This is a genomic window from Sphingomonas sp., assembly GCF_035758555.1.
Lineage (GTDB): Bacteria > Pseudomonadota > Alphaproteobacteria > Sphingomonadales > Sphingomonadaceae > Sphingomonas_B.
This window is the reverse complement of sequence record NZ_DASTXI010000229.1, coordinates 1-19,019: the sequence shown is the minus strand read 5'-3', so window position 1 is coordinate 19,019 and position 19,019 is coordinate 1. Positions and strand designations below refer to the sequence as shown.

At 66.6% G+C, this 19,019-nt stretch carries 15 protein-coding genes and 1 tRNA gene; 10 read left to right on the top strand and 6 right to left on the bottom strand.

The genetic code is table 11. The features are described 5' to 3' along the window. Window positions 1-34: 34 nt before the first annotated feature. Both VFT73_RS13720 and VFT73_RS13715 read right to left on the bottom strand, forming a co-directional pair. A complete protein-coding gene (locus VFT73_RS13720; protein ID WP_326412381.1) occupies window positions 35-1,384 on the bottom strand; it encodes a phosphomannomutase/phosphoglucomutase in 1,350 nt (449 codons plus the stop codon). Between the two features lie 180 nt (window positions 1,385-1,564). Then, entirely contained in the window at window positions 1,565-3,241 is a 1,677-nt protein-coding gene (locus VFT73_RS13715; protein ID WP_326412378.1) for a M28 family metallopeptidase, read from the bottom strand. Window positions 3,242-3,466: 225 nt separating this feature from the next. Between VFT73_RS13715 and VFT73_RS13710 the strand changes: the two genes are divergently transcribed. Then, window positions 3,467-4,099: a YoaK family protein gene (locus tag VFT73_RS13710; protein WP_326412375.1), complete on the top strand. Its 633-nt coding sequence runs from the start codon at window positions 3,467-3,469 to the stop codon at window positions 4,097-4,099. Here the strand turns inward: VFT73_RS13710 and VFT73_RS13705 are convergent. After that, window positions 4,096-5,649, bottom strand: coding sequence for a methyl-accepting chemotaxis protein (locus VFT73_RS13705; protein ID WP_326412372.1), 1,554 nt, complete (start codon window positions 5,647-5,649; stop codon window positions 4,096-4,098). The two genes, VFT73_RS13710 and VFT73_RS13705, sit on opposite strands and share 4 nt — an antisense overlap. Before the next feature lie 194 nt (window positions 5,650-5,843). On the opposite strand from VFT73_RS13705, the gene trxB reads away from it, so the two are divergent. After that, window positions 5,844-6,809, top strand: a complete 966-nt coding sequence (gene trxB / locus VFT73_RS13700; RefSeq protein ID WP_326412370.1) for a thioredoxin-disulfide reductase — start codon at window positions 5,844-5,846, stop codon at window positions 6,807-6,809. Window positions 6,810-6,920: 111 nt separating this feature from the next. Here trxB and VFT73_RS13695 read toward each other — a convergent pair whose 3' ends face one another. Both VFT73_RS13695 and VFT73_RS13690 read right to left on the bottom strand, forming a co-directional pair. After that, window positions 6,921-7,190 (bottom strand): acyl carrier protein, encoded by a 270-nt coding sequence (locus VFT73_RS13695; RefSeq protein WP_326412368.1) that lies wholly within the window; start codon window positions 7,188-7,190, stop codon window positions 6,921-6,923. Window positions 7,191-7,201: 11 nt separating this feature from the next. Further along, window positions 7,202-8,203 carry a GNAT family N-acetyltransferase gene (locus tag VFT73_RS13690; RefSeq protein WP_326412366.1) on the bottom strand — a complete coding sequence of 334 codons (1,002 nt, stop codon included), beginning with the start codon at window positions 8,201-8,203 and terminating at the stop codon, window positions 7,202-7,204. 50 nt (window positions 8,204-8,253) lie between these two features. On the opposite strand from VFT73_RS13690, the gene VFT73_RS13685 reads away from it, so the two are divergent. Together VFT73_RS13685 and VFT73_RS13680 are read left to right on the top strand one after the other, a co-directional pair. Further along, window positions 8,254-9,798, top strand: coding sequence for an acyl-CoA ligase (AMP-forming), exosortase A system-associated (locus VFT73_RS13685; protein WP_326412364.1), 1,545 nt, complete (start codon window positions 8,254-8,256; stop codon window positions 9,796-9,798). Next, window positions 9,795-11,018, top strand: a complete 1,224-nt coding sequence (locus VFT73_RS13680) for a pyridoxal-dependent decarboxylase, exosortase A system-associated (RefSeq protein WP_326412360.1) — start codon at window positions 9,795-9,797, stop codon at window positions 11,016-11,018. The genes VFT73_RS13685 and VFT73_RS13680 overlap by 4 nt, the downstream gene beginning before the upstream one ends. Here the strand turns inward: VFT73_RS13680 and VFT73_RS13675 are convergent. Further along, complete coding sequence (locus VFT73_RS13675; RefSeq protein WP_326412356.1) at window positions 11,015-11,170, bottom strand: hypothetical protein; 156 nt, start codon at window positions 11,168-11,170, stop codon at window positions 11,015-11,017. The two genes, VFT73_RS13680 and VFT73_RS13675, sit on opposite strands and share 4 nt — an antisense overlap. A gap of 99 nt (window positions 11,171-11,269) precedes the next feature. Here VFT73_RS13675 and VFT73_RS13670 point away from each other — a divergent pair. From VFT73_RS13670 to VFT73_RS13645, 6 genes are all read left to right on the top strand, one after another. Then, window positions 11,270-11,354: transfer RNA gene (locus VFT73_RS13670), tRNA-Leu, on the top strand. Between the two features lie 53 nt (window positions 11,355-11,407). After that, window positions 11,408-13,012, top strand: a complete 1,605-nt coding sequence (gene tig, locus VFT73_RS13665) for a trigger factor (protein WP_326412352.1) — start codon at window positions 11,408-11,410, stop codon at window positions 13,010-13,012. A 174-nt stretch (window positions 13,013-13,186) separates the two neighbouring features. Beyond that, window positions 13,187-16,045 (top strand): TonB-dependent receptor plug domain-containing protein, encoded by a 2,859-nt coding sequence (locus tag VFT73_RS13660; RefSeq protein ID WP_326412349.1) that lies wholly within the window; start codon window positions 13,187-13,189, stop codon window positions 16,043-16,045. A 178-nt stretch (window positions 16,046-16,223) separates the two neighbouring features. Next, window positions 16,224-16,874, top strand: coding sequence for an ATP-dependent Clp endopeptidase proteolytic subunit ClpP (gene clpP / locus VFT73_RS13655; protein ID WP_326412346.1), 651 nt, complete (start codon window positions 16,224-16,226; stop codon window positions 16,872-16,874). 81 nt (window positions 16,875-16,955) lie between these two features. Beyond that, a complete protein-coding gene (locus VFT73_RS13650; protein ID WP_326412344.1) occupies window positions 16,956-17,474 on the top strand; it encodes a DUF1579 family protein in 519 nt (172 codons plus the stop codon). A 127-nt stretch (window positions 17,475-17,601) separates the two neighbouring features. Then, window positions 17,602-18,564 (top strand): IS1595 family transposase, encoded by a 963-nt coding sequence (locus tag VFT73_RS13645; RefSeq protein WP_326412340.1) that lies wholly within the window; start codon window positions 17,602-17,604, stop codon window positions 18,562-18,564. Window positions 18,565-19,019 lie beyond the last annotated feature (455 nt).

The following is a 19,019-nucleotide window of genomic DNA, read 5'->3' as shown; positions in this document are numbered from 1 at the left end:
GGGACGAGCGGGCTCGCGTTGGCCACAAGCCGCTCTAAAGCTGTAATCCCGCCTTTGCGAGCCGGCCGAAGAGATCGGCTCGCAGCGTTTCCAGTCCTGCGTCGTTCCAGGCCTCGATCCGCGCGGTGAGCTTGGGTTCGGTGCCTGAGGCGCGCAGGAGCCACCAGCCTTGCGCGCGCGTGACGCGCAGGCCGTCGGTGCGGTCGATCTCGCCTTCCAGACCGGCTTCTACTGCTGCCAGCACGTCTGCCTTCCTTGCGTCGGGACAGGCGAGGCGGAGCTCCGGCGTGGCGACGGTGCGCGGCAGGCGGGCGCGGAAGCCGGCGAGGTCGATCCGGCCGAGCGTCGCAAGCAGCCGCATCGCGACGTGCAGGGCATCGTCGGTACCGGTCCAGCGGTCGGCGAAGAAGATGTGGCCGCTCATCTCGCCTGCCAGCGGCGCGCCTTCGCGCAGCATCGCCGCGCGGATCAGGACATAGCCTGAAGGCGCCATGACCGGCCGGCCGCCGGCTGGGGCAATGCCGTCGAACAGGACGCGCGAGGACTTCACGTCGGCGACAATCGGTGCGCCGGGATGGGAGCGCAGCAGGTCCTCGGCAAGCAGCAGGATCAGCTGGTCGGGCCATAGGATTTCGCCCTGGCCGTCGACCACGCCGATGCGGTCCCCGTCGCCATCGAAGGCGATGCCCAGATCGAGCCGTTCGTTGCGGACGAGCGCCTGCAACTGGCAGAGGTTCTCGGGCACGGAGGGGTCCGGATGGTGGGCGGGGAAGCGGCCGTCGATGGCGCCGTTGATGGTTCGGTGTTCGCCCGGCAGTCGCTCGATCAGCGCGGCCAGCACTTCGCCGGTCGCGCCATTTCCAGGGTCCCAGCCGATGCGGAGCGGCGGGGCGCCTTCGGCGGCCGCAAGCAGCCGCGCAACATAGTCGTCGAACACGGCAACGTTCCGGGCCTTGCCGCCGCGGTGATGTTCACCGCGGCGCCTGGCCAACGCCGCAAGCGCGTCGCCGAACACCGGCTCGGTGCCGAGCAGCAGTTTGAAGCCGTTCTGGTCCGGCGGATTGTGCGAACCGGTGACCATGATGCCGCCGTGGAGAGAGCGGCTGTGGACGGCATGGTAGAGCATGCCGGTCGGGCCCCGGCCAATCCGCTCAACCTGCGCACCGCCCGCGATGAGGCCGTCCACGAGCGCGGATTCCAGCGCAGGGGAGGAGAGGCGGCCGTCATAGCCGACAGCGACGCGGCGCTCGGCTTGCAGCGCGGCGGCGCAGGAGAGGCCGAGGGCGGTCGCGTCGGCTTCGGTGAGGTCGGTGCCGACCTGGCCCCTCAGGTCGTAGCTGCGGATCAGCCGCGGGTTGGCGAGAGGGGCGTCGCGGGCACTCACGTGAGCGGAACGCGGGCGGGGTGGGGAGGTTGCGATTCCTCGATCTTCTCCTGGAGGAGGAGGTGGCGCGGAAGCGCTACGGAGGGGTGTCAGCGGCTGGGGAATGAACTCGAACGGTGACACCCCTCCACCACTCGGCTGCGCCGAGCGGTCCCCCTCCCCTTTCAGGGGAGGATATTGTTACTTCCGCTTAGCCGCGGTCTTGTCGCGGGTGGCGCGGAATTCGCTGTCGGTGCTCCAGTTCGGCCATTCGCGACTGTTCGCGAGGTTCTGGCCGAGCGTGTAGAGCAGGCCGAGGTCGTTCTGCATGCCGGTCAGATCCCAATCCGGGCTCCATTCGTCGGCCGGCTGGTGGTAGCGATCCTTCACATAGGCCTTGCCCAGCTCTTCGCCGCGCGCGATGCCGCCGTTGACGAGGTCATTGCCGCCGTCGAACGAGATCGCCGGCACGCCGCGCTTCGCGAACGGGAAATGGTCGGAGCGGTAGAAGCTGCCGGCCTCAGGGTGCGGGTCCGGAGCGTAGGAGCGGCCTTCGGCCGCCGCGAGCCTGGTGAGATCGTCGAGCAGGCCGAGCTTGGCGCTGCCCGAGATGGTGAAGTTCTTCGTCGCCCCGGCGATCGAGCCGCCGTCCATGTTGATCACCCCGACCGTCTTGCCCAGCGGGTAGAGCGGGTTCGCCGCGTAATATTCGGAACCGAGCAGGCCCTTTTCTTCCGCCGTGACTGCCAGGAACAGCACCGAGCGCTCGGGCTTCGGGCCTTTCACGAAGGCGCGGGCGAGCTCCAGCAGCTGGGAGGTGCCGGTCGCGTTGTCGACGGCGCCGTTATAGATGCGGTCGCCTTTCGCATCAGGTTCGCCGACGCCGAGATGGTCCCAATGGGCACTGTAGACGACGACTTCGTCCGGGTGCGTCGAGCCGGGCACGACGCCGGCGACGTTGTGCGACGTGATGACTTCCGAGTTCACGTCGTAATCCGCCGAGAAAGTCGCTTTCAGCGGCACCGGCTTGAAGTCGCGGCTCTGAGCCTTCTTCTTCTCCGCCTCGAAATCGAGGCCGGACGCCTTGAAGATCGCGACGGCCTCGTCGCGCTGGATCCATGCCTCGGCCGGCGTGTGCTCGGCCTTCGGATCCTTGCGGACGATGTCGAACATCGCGTTGACGTTCGAGTTCTTGACCGTGTTCCAGCCATAGGAGGCCGGGCCGGTTTCGTGGACGATCAGCACGCCGGCGGCGCCGCGGCGAGCGGCTTCCTCATATTTGTAGGTCCAGCGGCCGTAATAGGTCATCGCCTTGCCGCCGAAATCGCCCTGACCAGTTTCGAAATCGGGGTCGTTCACGAGCACGACGAGCATCTTGCCCTTGACGTCGAGACCCTTGAAATCGTCCCACTTCCGCTCGGGCGCGTCGACCCCGTAGCCGACGAAGACGAGCGGCGCGTTGTCGATCGTCACATGCTTCTGGCCGGTGAGCGGCGCGCGCATCGCGATCTGCTCGCCCTGGGTCAGCGGCACCGCCTTGCCGTCGAGGGTGAGCACCATCTTGGGGTCTGCATCCTTGATCGATGCGCGGAGCAACGGGACCTTCTGGTACCAGCCGTGCTTGCCGTTCTCGACGTCTCCGGCGGGCTGCAGCCCGGCCGCCTGCATCTGCTGCGCGATATAGGCGATCGTCTTGTCCTCGCCCGGCGTGGCGGGGCCGCGGCCCTCGAACGCGTCGGAGGAGAGGGTCCGGATGTCCTGGGTCAGGCGGTCGGTGCTGAACTGGGGCGCCTGCGCGATGGCGGCGGTGGACAGGAGAGCGAGGACAAGCAGCGTCTTTTTCACATGCGTTCCTTGAGCTGGAGGAAGCGGCGTCATGCCGTGCGAGCCCCTTCAGTTCAACCGAGGAGCTGAACCTGCCCTGAAACGGGGGTGTTCTTGCGGAACCCGCACACCGGTTGCTCGTTCTGGCAGGCGGAGCTTGCCTTCCCCCCTTCGCAGGCTCCGTGTTCCAAAGTTGGACGCCCCGCTGCTCACCCCCCCGGCAGCGGGGCGCTTTGTATCTGCTCGACAAGACCCGCCATAGCAGGGATGTCTGCGGCCATGGTCCGCCTCGAAGCTCGCGCTCGCCTGTTTGCCGTCTCGCTGTCCGCCGTCGCCGGCTTCGTCGACGGCGTCGGCTTCATGCAATCGGGCGGGTTCTTCGTCTCGTTCATGAGCGGCAACTCGACCCGGCTGGGGGTGGGACTCGTCGAGCGGGCGAGCCACGCGGCCTTGGCCGCCGCGCTGATCGCGTCGTTCGTGATGGGCGTGGCCGGCGGAGCGATCGCGGCGCGCGGCCGCGTCGCCCGCAAGCCTGTCGTGCTCGCGCTCGTCGCTGTCGCGCTGGCGCTGGCTGCGCTGTGCGGATCGTTGGGGGCGGGCGTGGCTGCATTGCTGCTGGCTGCCTTCGCGATGGGCGCGGAGAACGCGACCTTCGAAGAAGGCGGCGAAGTGCGGATCGGCCTCACCTACATGACCGGCACCCTGGTCAAGATCGGCCAGAGACTTGCGGCAGCCCTGACCGGCAGGAAGGACGGTGCGTGGCTCCCCTATCTGCAGCTCTGGATGGGGCTGGTCGGTGGCGCCGTGCTTGGCACATTCGCGCAGGCCCGGTTGCAGGCGAACGCGTTGTGGATCGCGGCAGTGCTGACGGCGGGACTGGCGCTGATCGCCAGGCGAGAGAGTAGAGCCTAGGCCGCGCGCAGGCGGGTCAGGAAATCTCCGGCGGCCCGGGTGAGGGCGCGGCTTTGCGCGTCGAGAGTGCCGGCCAGCGTGCGCATCGCGTCGGTCAGCGCATCGGTCTCGCGGGCGCGGTCGGCGAGGCGGGCGATGTTGCTGTGGACGTTCTCGGCATCCTCTGCCGCATCGAGAGCATTGCGGCCGATATGGTCCGACGCCTGGCGCTGCTGGGTCACCGCTTCGGCGATCGCGCTGGCGCCGTCGCTGACCGATTCGACCTGGGCCGCCGTCTTCTCGACGGCGGCGAGTGCGTCGGCGACGCGCGCCTGGATGGCGGCCGTCGTCGCGCCGATGCGGCCGATCGCGGCCCCGGTCTGGGTGGCGAGATTCTTCACTTCATTGGCAACCACCGCGAAGCCGCGCCCGGCCTCGCCCGCGCGCGCCGCCTCGATCGTGGCATTGAGCGCGAGCAGGTTGGTGTTGGCGGCGATGTCCTGAATGAAGGTGGCGACGCTGGCGATGTCTTCGGCGCTGGCGGCAAGCTCTTCAAGGGTGCGGCGAGTCTCGTCCGCGGAAGCGCGGGCGGTGGCGCTGGCGCGGACCTGCTCCGACACCTGCGCGGAGACGTGCTCCACCGCGGAGACCATCTGCTTCGATGCCTCGGCGACGCCTGCGACGGCGAGGGTGGCGCCGGTCGCGCGCTCGGATGCGGCCGAGGCCTTGGCGTTGGCGTCGCGGCCGATCGCCTGGAGGCTGGCCGACGAGCCTTGGAGGTCGCCGACGGCCGTTTCGAGACTGTGGGCGACGGCTACGACATTGGCCTCGAACTGCTGGGCGAGGCGGAGCAACTCGCCATGGTGGCGTTCCTGTTCCTGCGCGCGGGCCTGTTCGCGCTCCTGCTCGGCCGCGAGTCGGTCCGCGGCGCGGCGCTCGATCTGCAGCCGCTGCTCCTCGCGCTTGGCCCGTTCGGCGGCGCGCAGTTGCTCGGCCGACTGGAGCTGGCCGACAAGCAGGTTCGCGAGGTCGAAATAGACGCGGCCGAGCATCAGGATGAACAGCAGGTCGGCGCAATACATGGCGAGCGGCACCGGCGTCGGCTGCAGCCAAAATGCAAGCGCCAGCGTCGCGCCCATGATCGCCGTGTAGAGTAGGGCGGCGAGCGGCAGCATCGCGAGCACCAGCCCGCCCATGCTCATCGCCGCGACCATCGTGCAGAACAGGTAGATGCGGTCGCTTTCGGCCGCCGTCAGCAGCGGCACGCCCATGATCGCGCTCCAGACCAGGCCGGTGATGCCGGCATAGACATGGACGGCGCGCCATTCGGTCGTGACGCTGTGATAGCGGACGCGCGAATAGCGGGTGCGCGGAAGCGTGAACTGGCCGCCGATCGTCGCCACCAGCAGCGCCGCGCAGCTGACCAGCAGCGCGAGGTGGCCGGTGCCGGCATAGAGATAGGCAATGGCGATGGCCGCGGCGCAGTTGACCGGCGCGGTCTGCTCGATCTGGCGGACGACTTCGTCGATCTGCGCGCGCGCGATCTCGGGACTGGCACCAAGGTGGCGCATCACGCGCCTCCGCTCGGCTCGCATCGCGAGCCGAAGCCGTGTGATCAGCCGAGCCAGAGCGGTACGTCGCGCCATCCGGCGCCCGTTCTGTGGGCGGAATGGTTAAGAACGCCTCAACCATGCGGCGAAGCGCGGCGAATTGCGCGGCACGGGCAGCGGCCCTATCTGCACCGGCGAAGGGATTCTCGCACGCCATGACGATTCACAAGACACGCATGCTCATCCTCGGTTCGGGACCGGCCGGCCTGAGCGCCGCCATCTACGGCGCGCGCGCGGGGCTGAAGCCGATCGTCGTGCAGGGCATCCAGCCGGGCGGGCAGCTGATGACGACGACCGACGTCGAGAATTATCCCGGCTTCGCCGACGTGATCCAGGGGCCGTGGCTGATGGAGCAGATGCAGAAGCAGGCCGAACATGTCGGCACGACGTTTCACTACGACATCGTCACCGAGGTCGACCTGTCGCGGCGGCCGTTCCGGCTGACCGGAGACGGCGGCGACGTCTATGAGGCCGACACGCTGATTGTCGCGACCGGCGCCCAGGCGAAATGGCTGGGGCTGGACAGCGAGCGGGAATTGGCCGGCAAGGGCGTATCGGCCTGCGCGACGTGCGACGGCTTCTTCTACAGAGGCAAGAAAGTGGTGGTGATCGGCGGCGGCAACACCGCGGTCGAGGAAGCGCTGTACATGACCAACCACTCGCCCGACGTGACGCTGATCCACCGGCGCGATTCACTGCGCGCGGAGAAAATCCTGCAGGAGCGGCTGTTCGCGAACGAACGGATTTCGGTGTTGTGGAACAAGACGGTCGAGAAGTTCGTGGCCGGCGGGTCGCCCGAAGGACTGGTCGGGCTGGACCTGAAGGATACGCGAACCGGCGAGCACAGCCATATCGCCTGCGACGGAGCCTTCGTCGCGATCGGCCATTCGCCGGCGACCGAGCTGTTCCAGGGCCAGCTGGTTCTGGACGAAGGCTATATCACGGTCGAGCCGGGCACGAGCCGGACCGCAATTCCGGGCGTCTTCGCGTGCGGCGACGTGATGGACAAACATTATCGCCAGGCAGTCACGGCGGCGGGGACGGGCTGCATGGCTGCGCTGGATGCGGAGCGGTTCCTCGCGGCGGCGGAATTCGAGGCGAAGCGGGCGGAAGCGGCTTAGACTCGTGCAGATTGCCAGCCCCGCTCGTCCCGAGCGTAGTCGAGGGGCGGCTCTCGGACTCCGTGCCAGCGCCCCTCGACTTCGCTCGGGACGAGCGATTGTCTGCGCTAGCTACTGAACCTTGCTGTCCAGGAACGTGACCAGCGCGCCGAAGGTGGCGAGCATGTCGCCGTCGACTTCGTCGTCTTCGATGACGATGCCGAGGCGGTCCTCGATTTCGGTGAGCAGGCCGGCGACGGCCATCGAGTCGAGCTCGGGGAGGGAGCCGAACAGGGCGGTTTCGGCGTGGAAGGCGGCAGCGCGTTCGGGGCTGAGGCCCAGCGTGTCGACGAGGACCGCGCGCACGGTCTGTTCGACCGTCTCATGATATTCCGGAATCATCGCCGCCGCCGCTAGTCCAGCGAGGAACGGCGGACAAGTCCTGCGGCGGACGCGCCGATCGCGGCAATCCAGGCGGACGGCGCGCGCGGGTTGAACAGGTCGAGCCGGCGGAGCACGCGGCGATCGTCGGCCCAGTCGGCCAGATCGGCTTCCTTGCCGTTGCCGAGATCGATCGTCCGGGCGTGATCGACATTCATCAGATAGCGGAGCATCGAAGCCGTGAGCTCGGCGGACGGGTAGACCTCGCGCGCCTCGCGGTCCTCGACACGCCAATGGGCGAGACCGAGCCCGTCTTCGAACGTCCAGAGCTGGGCCGCAACCGGCGCATCGCCGACCCGGGCGATGCCGAGCCGAAGCGTGCGGTCGACGCTCGCATCCTGGGCGAGGGCGCGGAGGAACGGGTCGGGGCCGCCGACCAGCTCCACTTCCTCCCACAGCGCCGGCGTGATCAGGTCGGTGATCTCGACATGAAGATGCCGGCTGCCGGCGGCAACCTGCTCGTGCAGCTGGATCGGGCAGGATTCCCAATAATCCTCGAAATGGCGGCCGCCGACGTCGAGCGTGAAATTGGCAGGCCCCGCGCGGTCGCGCACTGTCCAGCCGGCGCTGCGGAAAGCCTGGCGCAGCAGCGCCGCGTCTTCGGGCAGAAGCGGCTCCAGGGTCAGCCGCGCCATGCCGAACAGCCGCAGCCGCCGCGCCATCGCCCGCAGCAGCGCACGCTTCATCGCCTCGTCCGGGTCGCCGGCGAAGGCGGGGGCGAAATGGATGCTGTGATCGCCGACCAGCGCGACGGCGCGGTTCGGACGCGTGCGGGCGAGGAACAGCCATGCCTCGGCCTGGCCGGCACGGGCGCGGGCGATCAGCAGCCGCGCGTCGCGGTGCGCATGCTCCCAGGTCCGGCCGAACCATTCGAGCCGCAACAGCGGGTCGGCCTGCGTGGGCGCATCGAGCCGGCCGCGCGCTGCGAGCTGCGCGGCGCGGAACGAGTCAAAATATTCCCCGGTGACCCACAAGACGCTAATCCCTGTTGCCGGCGCGACGTTTGGACGGGGAAGGGCGGCAGTTGCAAGAGCTTGATCCGCTGCCGCGGCCGATCGACCATCTGACGGCGTGCGGCACGCCCGATGCGCCGGCGCTGATCGTCGGTGGCGAGGCGCTGACTTTTGCCGAGCTGGAGCGGCGGGTCGAGGAAATGGCCGGCTGGCTGCGCGGGCGGGGCATCGCGCCCGGCGACCGGGTCGCGAGCTGGCTGCCGAAGACCCTGGCCGCCTGCCTGCTGCCGCTGGCAGCGCCGCGTATCGGCGCGGTGCACGTGCCGATCAATCCGGTGCTGAAGCGGGCACAAGCGGCGTACATCCTGGCGGACAGCGGGGCATGTCTGCTGGTGACGCAGGAGGCGCGGGCAGCGACGTTCGAGGCGGGGGATTTGCCGGAGGGGTGTGGGATTGCGCTGGAAAACGAAATCCGCTCGTCCCGAGCCCTTCGACTGCCTGCCAAGGCAGGCGCTCAGGGGCTCGGGACGAGCGAGCTCGCAGGCTTATCCGACCAGGACCCCAGCTCCCTCGCCGCGCTGCTCTACACCTCAGGTTCCACCGGCCGCCCCAAGGGTGTGATGCTCTCCCACGCCAATCTGTGGCTGGGCGCGATTTCGGTGGCGCATTACCTGAAGCTGGCGGCGGATGACCGCACGCTATGCGTGCTGCCGTTCGCGTTCGATTATGGGCAGAACCAGCTGCTTTCGACCTGGGCGGCGGGGGCATGCGCGGTGCCGCTCGATTATCTGACCGCCCGCGACGTCGTGAAGGCAGTGGAGCGGCACCAGATCACGACGCTGGCCGGCGTGCCGCCTTTGTGGGTGCAACTGACGGAAGCGAGCTGGCCGGAGACGACGACGCTGAGGCGGCTGACCAACAGCGGCGGGGCGCTGACGGAGCCGTTGGTGCGGCGGCTGCGGGCGATGTTTTCGGCCGCGGACCTGTACGCGATGTACGGGCTGACCGAGGCATTCCGGTCGACCTATCTCGATCCCGCGCTGATCGACGCGCATCCGACTGCGATCGGCGCGGCGATCCCGTTTGCCGAAGTGCTGGTGGTGCGGCCGGACGGCAGCATTGCCGCCGACGGCGAGGCGGGCGAGCTGGTGCATTGCGGGACGCTGGTCGCGCAGGGCTATTGGCACGCCCCCCAGCGGACCGCCGAGCGGTTCCGGCCGGCACCGGCGGCCTCCCGATATGGCGGAACTTCGGTATGGTCGGGCGACACCGTTGTTCGGGGAGCGGACGGGCTGCTGCGCTTTGTCGGGCGCGCGGACGAGATGATCAAGTCGGCGGGCAACCGGATCAGCCCGACCGAAATCGAGGAGGCTGTCGTCGCGACGGGCCTGACCGGCGAAGCGGTCGCGCTGGGTGTGCCAGATGTCCGGCTGGGGCAGGCCATCCTGGTGATTGCACGCGGCGACGGAAGCGCGGAAGAGACGCTTCGTATGGCGCTGAAACGCGATCTTCCCAATTTCATGCAGCCGGCGCGGTTCGTCTGGCTGGCCGAGCTGCCGCGCGGACCGAACGGGAAGCTGGATCGCGCGAGGCTGAAGGCGGACTTTGCAACATGAAGCCTATGGGGCCGATCCCCGCCGACTTCCGGTCGAAAGGCGGCGCGCTGCTGATCGGCGGGCGCAAGGCCTCCGCGTTGGTGCGCCGCGCGGGCGAGACGCCGCTATTCGTCTATGATTTCGCGATGGCCGAGCGGCGGATCGCCCGTTTCCGCGCCGCTTTTCCGTCGATCGATCTCCATTATGCGCTGAAGGCCAATCCGTTCGCGACGCTCGTTCATCGGATCGCGCCGCTGGTCGACGGGATCGACGTCGCGTCGATCGGGGAAGCGCGGGCTGCGATCGACGCCGGCATGGCCGGCTTCTGCGTGTCGTTCGCCGGGCCTGGCAAGCGGGATGCGGAGCTGGAATTCGCAATCCACCACGGGTTGACCGTCAATCTCGAATCCGAAGGGGAAGCGGAGCGCGCGCTCGCGATCGGTGCGCGCATCGGCGTGCGCCCGCGGCTGGCGGTGCGGGTCAATCCGGACTTCGAGCTGCGCGGGTCCGGCATGCGGATGGGAGGCGGGGCAAAGCCGTTCGGGGTCGATGCGGATCGCGTGCCGGCGCTGGTTCGCCGCATCGCCGCGGAAGGCGCTGAGTTTCGCGGGTTTCACATCTTCGCCGGGTCGCAATCGCTCGATGCCGAAGCAATCGTCGAGGCTCAGGCGGCGACGGTGACGCTCGCCTCGCGGCTGGCCGAGGAAGCAGGCGTCGCGCCGCCGCGGCTGAACCTGGGAGGCGGGTTCGGCATCCCCTATTTTGCGGGCGACGCGTCGCTGGATATCGAGCGGATCGGAGCGGCGCTGGAGGCGCAATATCACGAGCGGCCGGCAGCGCTGGCGGACACGCGGTTCAACCTGGAGCTGGGCCGCTGGTTGGTTGGTGAAGCGGGCGTGTATCTGACGCGTGTCGTCGACCGGAAGGAAAGCGGCGGGCAAGTCTTCCTGATCGTCGACGGCGGGCTGCATCACCAGCTTGCCGCTTCGGGCAATTTCGGGACCGTGGTGCGGCGGAACTATCCGATCGCGGTGGCCGACCGCTTTGGCGCGGAGCCGGAGGAAGTCGTCAATGTGTGCGGCTGCCTGTGCACGCCGCTCGACCGGCTGGGCGACCAGGTCTCGCTTCCGCGCACGGAGGTCGGCGACCTGATCGCGATCTTCCTGGCCGGCGCCTATGGGGCGAGCGCCAGCCCTTCCGCCTTTCTGGGGCACGGGCCGGCGATGGAGATGCTCGTTTAGTCGGGGACGGAATCGGGCTGCGTGCCAGGGTCCGACGGGTTCGGATCGGGCACGTCGATATCGGGGCCCAGCGGCGGAATCTCGCCGGGAATGCCGTCCGGCGTCGTGGGTGGCGTTTCGGGGACGCTGTCGGGCGGGGGGACGGTGGCCATGCTTACGCTCCTGAGGCTGAAAAGCTGGAACGCAGGACCGTGTTGCGGGTTGCCCATTATCGGTGGCTGGTATAGACGCCCGCGACCGGCGGTCCTGCCGCGGGCGTGGCGGAATTGGTAGACGCGCTGGATTTAGGTTCCAGTATCGCAAGATGTGGGGGTTCGAGTCCCTTCGCCCGCACCAATTCCCAAGCTCCCGCAGAGCCAGGACCCTCTCAAGGATTTAGAAGGCGAGACATGCAGACTGTCGAGACGTTGAACGAGGGCCTGAAGCGGGCGTACACGCTGAAGATTGCCGCCAAGGACATCGAAGCCCGCGTCGATGGCGAGCTGAAGAAAGTGGCGCCGCAGATCCGGATGCCCGGCTTCCGCCCCGGCAAGGTCCCGGCCAACCTGGTCCGCAAGATGCACGGCCCGGCGCTGGAGCAGCAGGCGCTGGAGACAGCGGTGCAGGAAGGCGTGCAGCAGCTGCTCTCGGAGAAGAATCTGCGTCCGGCAATGCAGCCTTCGGTCGAGCTCGACGAAGGCTTCGAGCCCGGCAAGGACGCCGAAGTGAAGGTTGCGCTGGAGGTGCTGCCGGAAGTGCCGGCGGCCGATATCGACGGGCTGAAGCTGGAGCGGCTGACTGTGCCGGTCGAAGACAGCGAGATCGACGAGACGCTGAAGCGGATCGCGGCAGGCAACAAGCAGTTCCAGGCGGCCGAGAAGCCGACCTACAAGGCGAAGACCGGCGACCTGGTCGTGATCGACTTTGTCGGCAAGGTCGACGGCGTCGAGTTCGAAGGCGGCAAGGGCGAAGGCGTGTCGCTGGAGCTGGGTTCGGGCCAGTTCATCCCGGGTTTCGAGGACCAGCTGGTCGGCGCGAAGGCGAACGACCAGAAGACGGTCAACGTCACTTTCCCGGAGGATTATGGCGCCAAGCACCTGGCCGGCAAGGCCGCGGCGTTCGACGTGACCGTGAACGAAGTCCGCACGCCCAAGGAAACTGCGCTGGACGACGATTTCGCGAAGCAGCTGGGGCTGGAGGGGATCGACAAGCTGAAGGAGCTGATCAAGGGTCAGCTGGAGCAGGAGCATAACGGACTCACCCGCACGCACATGAAGCGCAAGCTGCTCGACCAGCTTGCCGCTTCGCACGATTTCGAGGTGCCGCCGTCGATGGTGGACGCCGAGTTCAACCAGATCTGGGCGCAGCTGGAGCACGAAGCGAGCCACGAGGCCGATCCAGCCAAGGCGCGTGCGGAGATGGAAGCCGACCGCGAGGACTACCGCCGCATTGCCGAGCGGCGGGTGCGGCTGGGGCTGCTGCTGTCCGAGATCGGCACCAAGAACGGCGTCGAGATTACCCAGGCCGAGATGAACCGGCTGATTGCGCAGGCGGCGCAGCAGTACCGGCCCGAGGACCGCGACCGCTTCATCCAGTATATCCGCCAGGAGCCGATGGCGGCAGCGCAGCTCCGCGCGCCGCTGTTCGAGGACAAGGTCGTCGACTTCCTGTTCTCCAAGGCGGCGATCACCGACCGCGACGTGACCCGCGCGGAGATCGAGGCTGAGATCGAAGCAGACGAGGACGGGCATGTGCACGGCCCGGGCTGTGGCCATGACCATGACCACGATCATGCGCCGGCCAAGCCCAAGGCCAAGAAGGCGGCCGCCAAGAAGCCGGCCGCAAAGAGCGATGCCGATGCCGGCGCGGTCGAGGCGGAAGCGCCGGCCAAGCCGAAAAAGGCTGCGGCCAAGAAGGCTGCTGCGCCGGCTCCGGAAGCCGCAGTCAGCGAGGAAGCCGCTGCCGAAGCGAGCGCCGCCAAGCCGAAGCGGACGAAGAAAGCCGCGGCCAAGTAACGGATGCATGTCGGCGCTCTCCGCCGGGAGCGCTCACATATGTTGTAGCCTTCCCGCAACAGTGTTGCAGGAATCGGTCAGGCGCGCCAGCCGCCTGCTATCGAGCAGCCCGCGTCAGGTTTATTGTCCCACCCCGGGACTCCGCTTCTTCATGTCGCGGAGGTGGGAGGATGTATGAATCGACCGGCCACTCTGCTTGGCGGGACGGCGCTTGCTGTCCTGTCGATATTCGCTGCCTGCCCGACATTCGCGCAGGTGCCCGTTCAAACCGCCGCTGACGCAAGCCCGCAAGAGACGATCGTCGTCACCGGATCGCGGATCCGCCGCAATCCGCTCGACCAGAGTTCGCCGGTCGTGACGCTCGACCAGTCGTCGCTGGCGCAGACCGGCCTCACGTCGGTCGCCGACATTCTGCAGCGGCTGCCGAGCGCATCGGGCGGCTTGAACACCAAAGTGAACAACAGCGGCAATCTGGGCAATCCGCCGGACGGCGGCGGCGTCGGCGCCGGTTCGGCCGAGATCGACCTGCGTTATCTCTCCGCCAAGCGGACGCTGGTTCTGGTCGACGGCCTGCGGTTCGTGAACGGCACCAGCGCGAGCGGTATTCCTGCGACCGTGGACATCAACGCGATCCCGGCGAACATGATCGAACGGGTCGAAGTGCTGCAGGCCGGCGCGTCGCCGCTCTACGGATCGGACGCGATCGCAGGCGTGGTCAACATCATCACGGTCGCGGAGCAGGAAGGATTGCGCGCCTCGGTGCAATATGGCGCGTTCCGCCAGGGCGACGGGGACACCTTCGACGCCAACATCAGCTATGGCGTGAAGGGCGAGACCACCAGCGTGGTGTTCGGCGCGAGCTATGTGAAGCAGGACCCCGTGAGCTCGGCGGACCGTCCGATCTCATTGTTCCCCAACCCAGGCCAGACCAGCTGCGCCGATGCCGTCGGCGGATGCTCCAGCGCCGCGGTCAACGGCCGCTTCCTGACTGACTTCGGCAATCAGACGATCTCCAATCCGCCCGACAGCACGCCCACGCTGGCCGAGCTGCGGCCGTTCCTGGCATCGGACCGCTTCAACTTCGGTCCGTTCAATTATCTGCTGACGCCGAGCGAACGCTACGGCGCCTGGCTGAGCTTTCGCCAGGAACTGACCGACAAGATCAACCTGCGCGTCAAGGCGCAGTACAACCGGCGCAATTCGCAGAACAAGGCGGCGTTCGAGCCGTTGTTCATCGGCCCCGACGCGGGCAACGGAGCGGGCAGCCTGTTCGACACGCTGTCGTTCGACGCGACCAATCCGTTCAACCCGTTCGGCGTGACATTGTCGGCCGGCCGTCCGGGCCAGCCGGACCAGAACTACTCGTTCATCGCACGCCGCCTGGTCGAGGCCGGGCAGCGGACCTTCAACCAGACGGTCGACACGCTGTCTGCGACGGCGACGCTGGACGGGTCGTTCACCGTCGGCGGGCACGACTGGTACTGGGACGCAAACGCGCTGTTCGGCATCAACGATGCGCACCAGAGCTTTACCGGCAACGTCCGTGCCGACCGTGTCGCGCAGGCGATCGGGCCGATCGCGAACTGCACGGCGCCGTGCGTGCCGCTGAACCTGTTCGGCGGCCTCGGCTCGATCACGCCCGAGATGCTGAACTGGATCGGCTTCACCGAACGTGACCGGAGCAACCAGCGGCTCTACGATTACACGCTGAACCTGAGCGGCAATCTGATCGATCTGCCGGCCGGCCCGGTCGGCTTTGCGGTCGGCTATGAACACCGAGTGCAGGCGGCCTATTTCATTCCCGACCCGATCGTTTCGGCGGGACTGGGCGCGGACATTCCCGCGCAGCCGGCCGCGGGCCGCTACAATGTGGACGAAGTCTATGGCGAGGTCCGCGTTCCGCTGCTGAAGGAGAAGCCGTTCTTTTACTCGCTGGAGGTGGACGGGGCGATCCGCCATTCGAGCTATTCGATCAGCGGGCAGAGCACGACCTATACCGCCACCGGCCTGTGGAAGCCGATCGAGGACCTGCTGTTCCGCGGCGCCTATACGACCGGGTTCCGGGCGCCGAGCCTGGGCGAGCTGTTCGGCGGCCGCTCGCGCTTCGACCTGCCGGTCGTCGACCCGTGCACCAGCGATCCGTCCGGGCTGTTCCAGACCAATGCCACGGTTCGCGCCAACTGCATCGCCGACGGCGTCCCGGCCGATGGCAGCTATGCCGAGCCGCCGGGCCAGCTGCCGGTTATCACCCAAGGCAACATCAACCTGAAGCCGGAGACGTCGCGCAACATCACGTTCGGCGCGGTCTATGCGCCGCTTTGGGCGCGCAACAGCGGCTTCGCGTCGACATTCAGCATCGAGGCCAATTATTACGATATTCGCGTCAAGAAGGCGATCGGCGCGGTCGATCCCAACCTGACGCTGAGAAACTGCGCGCTGCTGGGCGATGCAGCGAGCTGCGCCCTGACCGTTCGCACCAGGAACGGCTTCGTCAACGAGATCGACGGCACGTTGCAGAATCTGGACAGCATCCGCACCGAAGGGCTCGACCTGACGGCGCTGTACCGGACCCCGGAGACCGGCGTCGGCTCGTTCGGCTTGGCGGTCAATGCTACCTGGCTACTGAAATATGTGCTGTCGGCGTCGAACGGTTTCGTCGTACTCGACCGCAAGGGCACCGAGCGGGGCAGCCCGGACCAGGCGTTCCCGAAGTTCAAGGGCAATGCGACGATCGACTGGTCGCTGAACGACACGATCGCCGCGTCGTTCACCGGCCGCTACATCGATGGCGTGACGGAGATCAATCCGAACGACGGGCTGCCGAACCGGCTGCACAGCCGCTTCTACGGGGACGTGCAGCTGACCTTCACGCCGGGCTTTGCCCAGCACCGGTTCGCGTTCACGATCGGCGTCAACAATGTGTTCGACACCGATCCGCCGCCCTGCTTCTCGTGCAGCCTGAACAATTTCGACCCGACGACCTACGACGTGCCGGGGCAGTTCGGCTATGCGCGGATAAGCTATAAGATGTGAGTTGAAGGGGATGCAGAGTCACGCTCGCCGCGCGTCGCTCTGCACCCCTCACCCTCCCACCCGCTGCGCGGCCGGGTCCCTCCCTCTCCCTCAAGGGGAGAGGGGCTTGGGGGCTTGAACGCCTTTGGCTTCCGTCCGATGTAGGGTGCTCAACAACACCCGAAGGACGCATTTCCCCATGAACAATCCGTTCGAGAACGGCCAGGTCCACGACGCGCTCGTTCCCATCGTCATCGAGCAGTCGAACCGGGGCGAGCGCAGCTTCGACATCTATTCGCGCCTGTTGCGCGAGCGGATCGTGTTCGTGACCGGCCAGGTCGAGGACCATATGGCCTCGCTGATCACCGCCCAATTGCTCTTCCTCGAGTCCGAGAACCCGAAGAAGGACATCTACATGTACATCAACTCGCCGGGCGGCGTGGTCACGGCGGGCATGGCGATCCACGACACGATGCAATACATCCGGCCGCGCATCGGCACGGTCTGCATCGGCCAGGCGGCTTCGATGGGCAGCTTCCTGCTGTCGGCCGGCGAGCCGGGCATGCGCGTCGCGCTGACCAACAGCCGGATCATGATCCACCAGCCGTCCGGCGGCGCCCAGGGCATGGCCGCCGACATCGAAATCCAGGCGCGCGAGATCCTGCGCATGCGCCATGACCTCAATCAGCTGTACGCCAAATACACCGGCAAGCCGCTGGAAGAGATCGAGCGCGCGATGGACCGCGACAAGTTCATGTCGGCCGAGGAAGCCAAGCAATTCGGTCTGATCGACGAAGTGTTCGACAAGCGCCCGACGCCCGCCGAGGAGCCGACTGCAGCGGCGGCGTAAGCAGGCAATTTCGCAGATGAAAGCCGCGTCCTGGTCGAAGCCGGGGCGCGGCTTTTTCTTTGAGTCGCTAGCGGCTTTTGCATGAGAACCATGATTGCCGCAGCGCTCGCCGTTTTCGCTGTCCCCGCCCTTGCTGCCACGCCCGCCGAGCTGGAGGTCGTCGCGCGCGAGCAGGGCGTGTGGGACGCCGAGATCACCTTTCCGTCGCAGGAGCCCGGCAAGCCTGACGGGCATGCCAGGGGCGTGCAGGAGAACGAGCTGCGTTCCGGCGGCATGTGGATGCTGAACCGTTTTTCGGTGGAGGGCACGCCGTATCAGGGGACGGGCGTGTGGGGCTTCGACCGCACGACCGGGCGCTACAGGGGCATCTGGGTCGACAATAACGATCAGCAGATCCGCTTCGACGACGGCCGCTGGGATCCGGAGACGAACACGCTGACCTGGACGGCGGACCTACCGCAGCCGGATGGCCGCCACCTGCGGACGCTGACAACGGAGGAGTTCAAGGACAACAAGCGTGTGTTCCGATCGGTCGCGCTGACGCGGAAAGGCGAAGTCCCGTTGGTGATCATCGAGTTCACGCGGCGTCAGGGCAGCTGAAGATATAACCAACCAGGTAAAATGTGCTTGACATCGTGACGATGATCTGGCACTAAATCCGCGATTATGTAGTTTACAAACCCATCGGTTGAGGGTATAAGAGGCCCATCAACTAAGGGTTCTCACCATGTCGGTTCTTTCCTCTCCCCACTTCCACGACGAAGCTAAGGCTTTCGCGTTTCTGGAGAGCATCGTTTGGGCCGATGGGGTTGTTTGCCCGCACTGTGGCGTCGTCGGCGGTCGCGTCTATGACCTGTCCGGCGTCCGCTCCAAGCCGAGCGTGAAGAACCCGGAAGGCGTCGTTCGCCACGGCCTAAAAAAGTGTGGCGAGTGCCGCAAGCAGTTCACGGTCAAGGTTGGCACCGTGTTCGAGCATGCTCGCATGCCGCTGCACAAAATGCTCCAGGCCGTTCACCTGATCGTGTCCAGCAAGAAGGGCATCAGCGCCCATCAGCTGAGCCGCGTTCTGGAGGTTCAATACAAGTCCGCGTGGTTCCTGGCTCACCGCATCCGCGAAGCCATGCGCTCCGGTGATCTTGCTCCGTTCGGTTCGGGCGGCGGCGCTGTCGAGGTGGACGAAACCTATTTCGGCGTGAAGCAGGGCCGCACCCGCAACACTGGCGGCGGTCATGCTCACAAGTTCGGCGTGCTGGCGCTGGTGGATCGTGACACGCGCACCATGCGCACCTTCACCTTCGACCGCTTCAAGGCGGAAGAGGTTCACCCGATCGTGCGCGCCAACATCAGCCGCGAAGCCCGCCTGATGACGGACGAAGCCCGCATGTATTCCAAGATCGGCAAAGAGTTTGCCGAGCATGGCACGACGCTCCACGGCATCAAGCAGTATGTGCACCCGGAAGATCGCACCATTCACACGAACACCGTCGAAGGCGCGTTCTCGATCTTCAAGCGCGGCATGAAGGGTGTCTATCAGCACTGCGGCGAGCAGCATCTGCACCGTTATTTGGCAGAGTTTGAGTTCCGCTATAACACCCGCGTTGCCAACGGCTTCGATGATCGGGCCCGTTCGCATGAAGCGCTGAAGGGTCTCGTAGGTAAACGCCTAACCTATGGGGGGCCTGCGGCGTAGCAGGGAGTCATTGCGGTTGGCGTTACCGCCTTCTTCTCCAGAAATAGATTCCCTCATTGAGGCGATTCTAGACGCAGAGAAGGAGATAATTGGTAACATCGGCTGGAAGATTGCTCACAGGCGCGACTATTCTATCTGTAACATTAAAGTCGTCTGTCCAGCAGCTCCAAGAGCTATCCTTCGTTTAGCCTTGGGGACACAGCGCACCAACTTGCCACAGAAGTCGAGTTTTACTCTGCTATTTGGCGGTCAACGCATCTTTAGTCTTGACGTAGAGCCAAGGCGGTCGCATAGAAATACGTTGACGCTAGGCTCGGTCAAAGGGACCCATTGGCACCGATGGCCGTGCAGCGAGGCGGAGGCTGATGATAGGACGTTCACGCACCAGCAGTGGTTCGAGGAGTTCAGGAAGCGGGCGCGGATCACGTTTACCGGCCGCTATCGAAAGCCTCCGT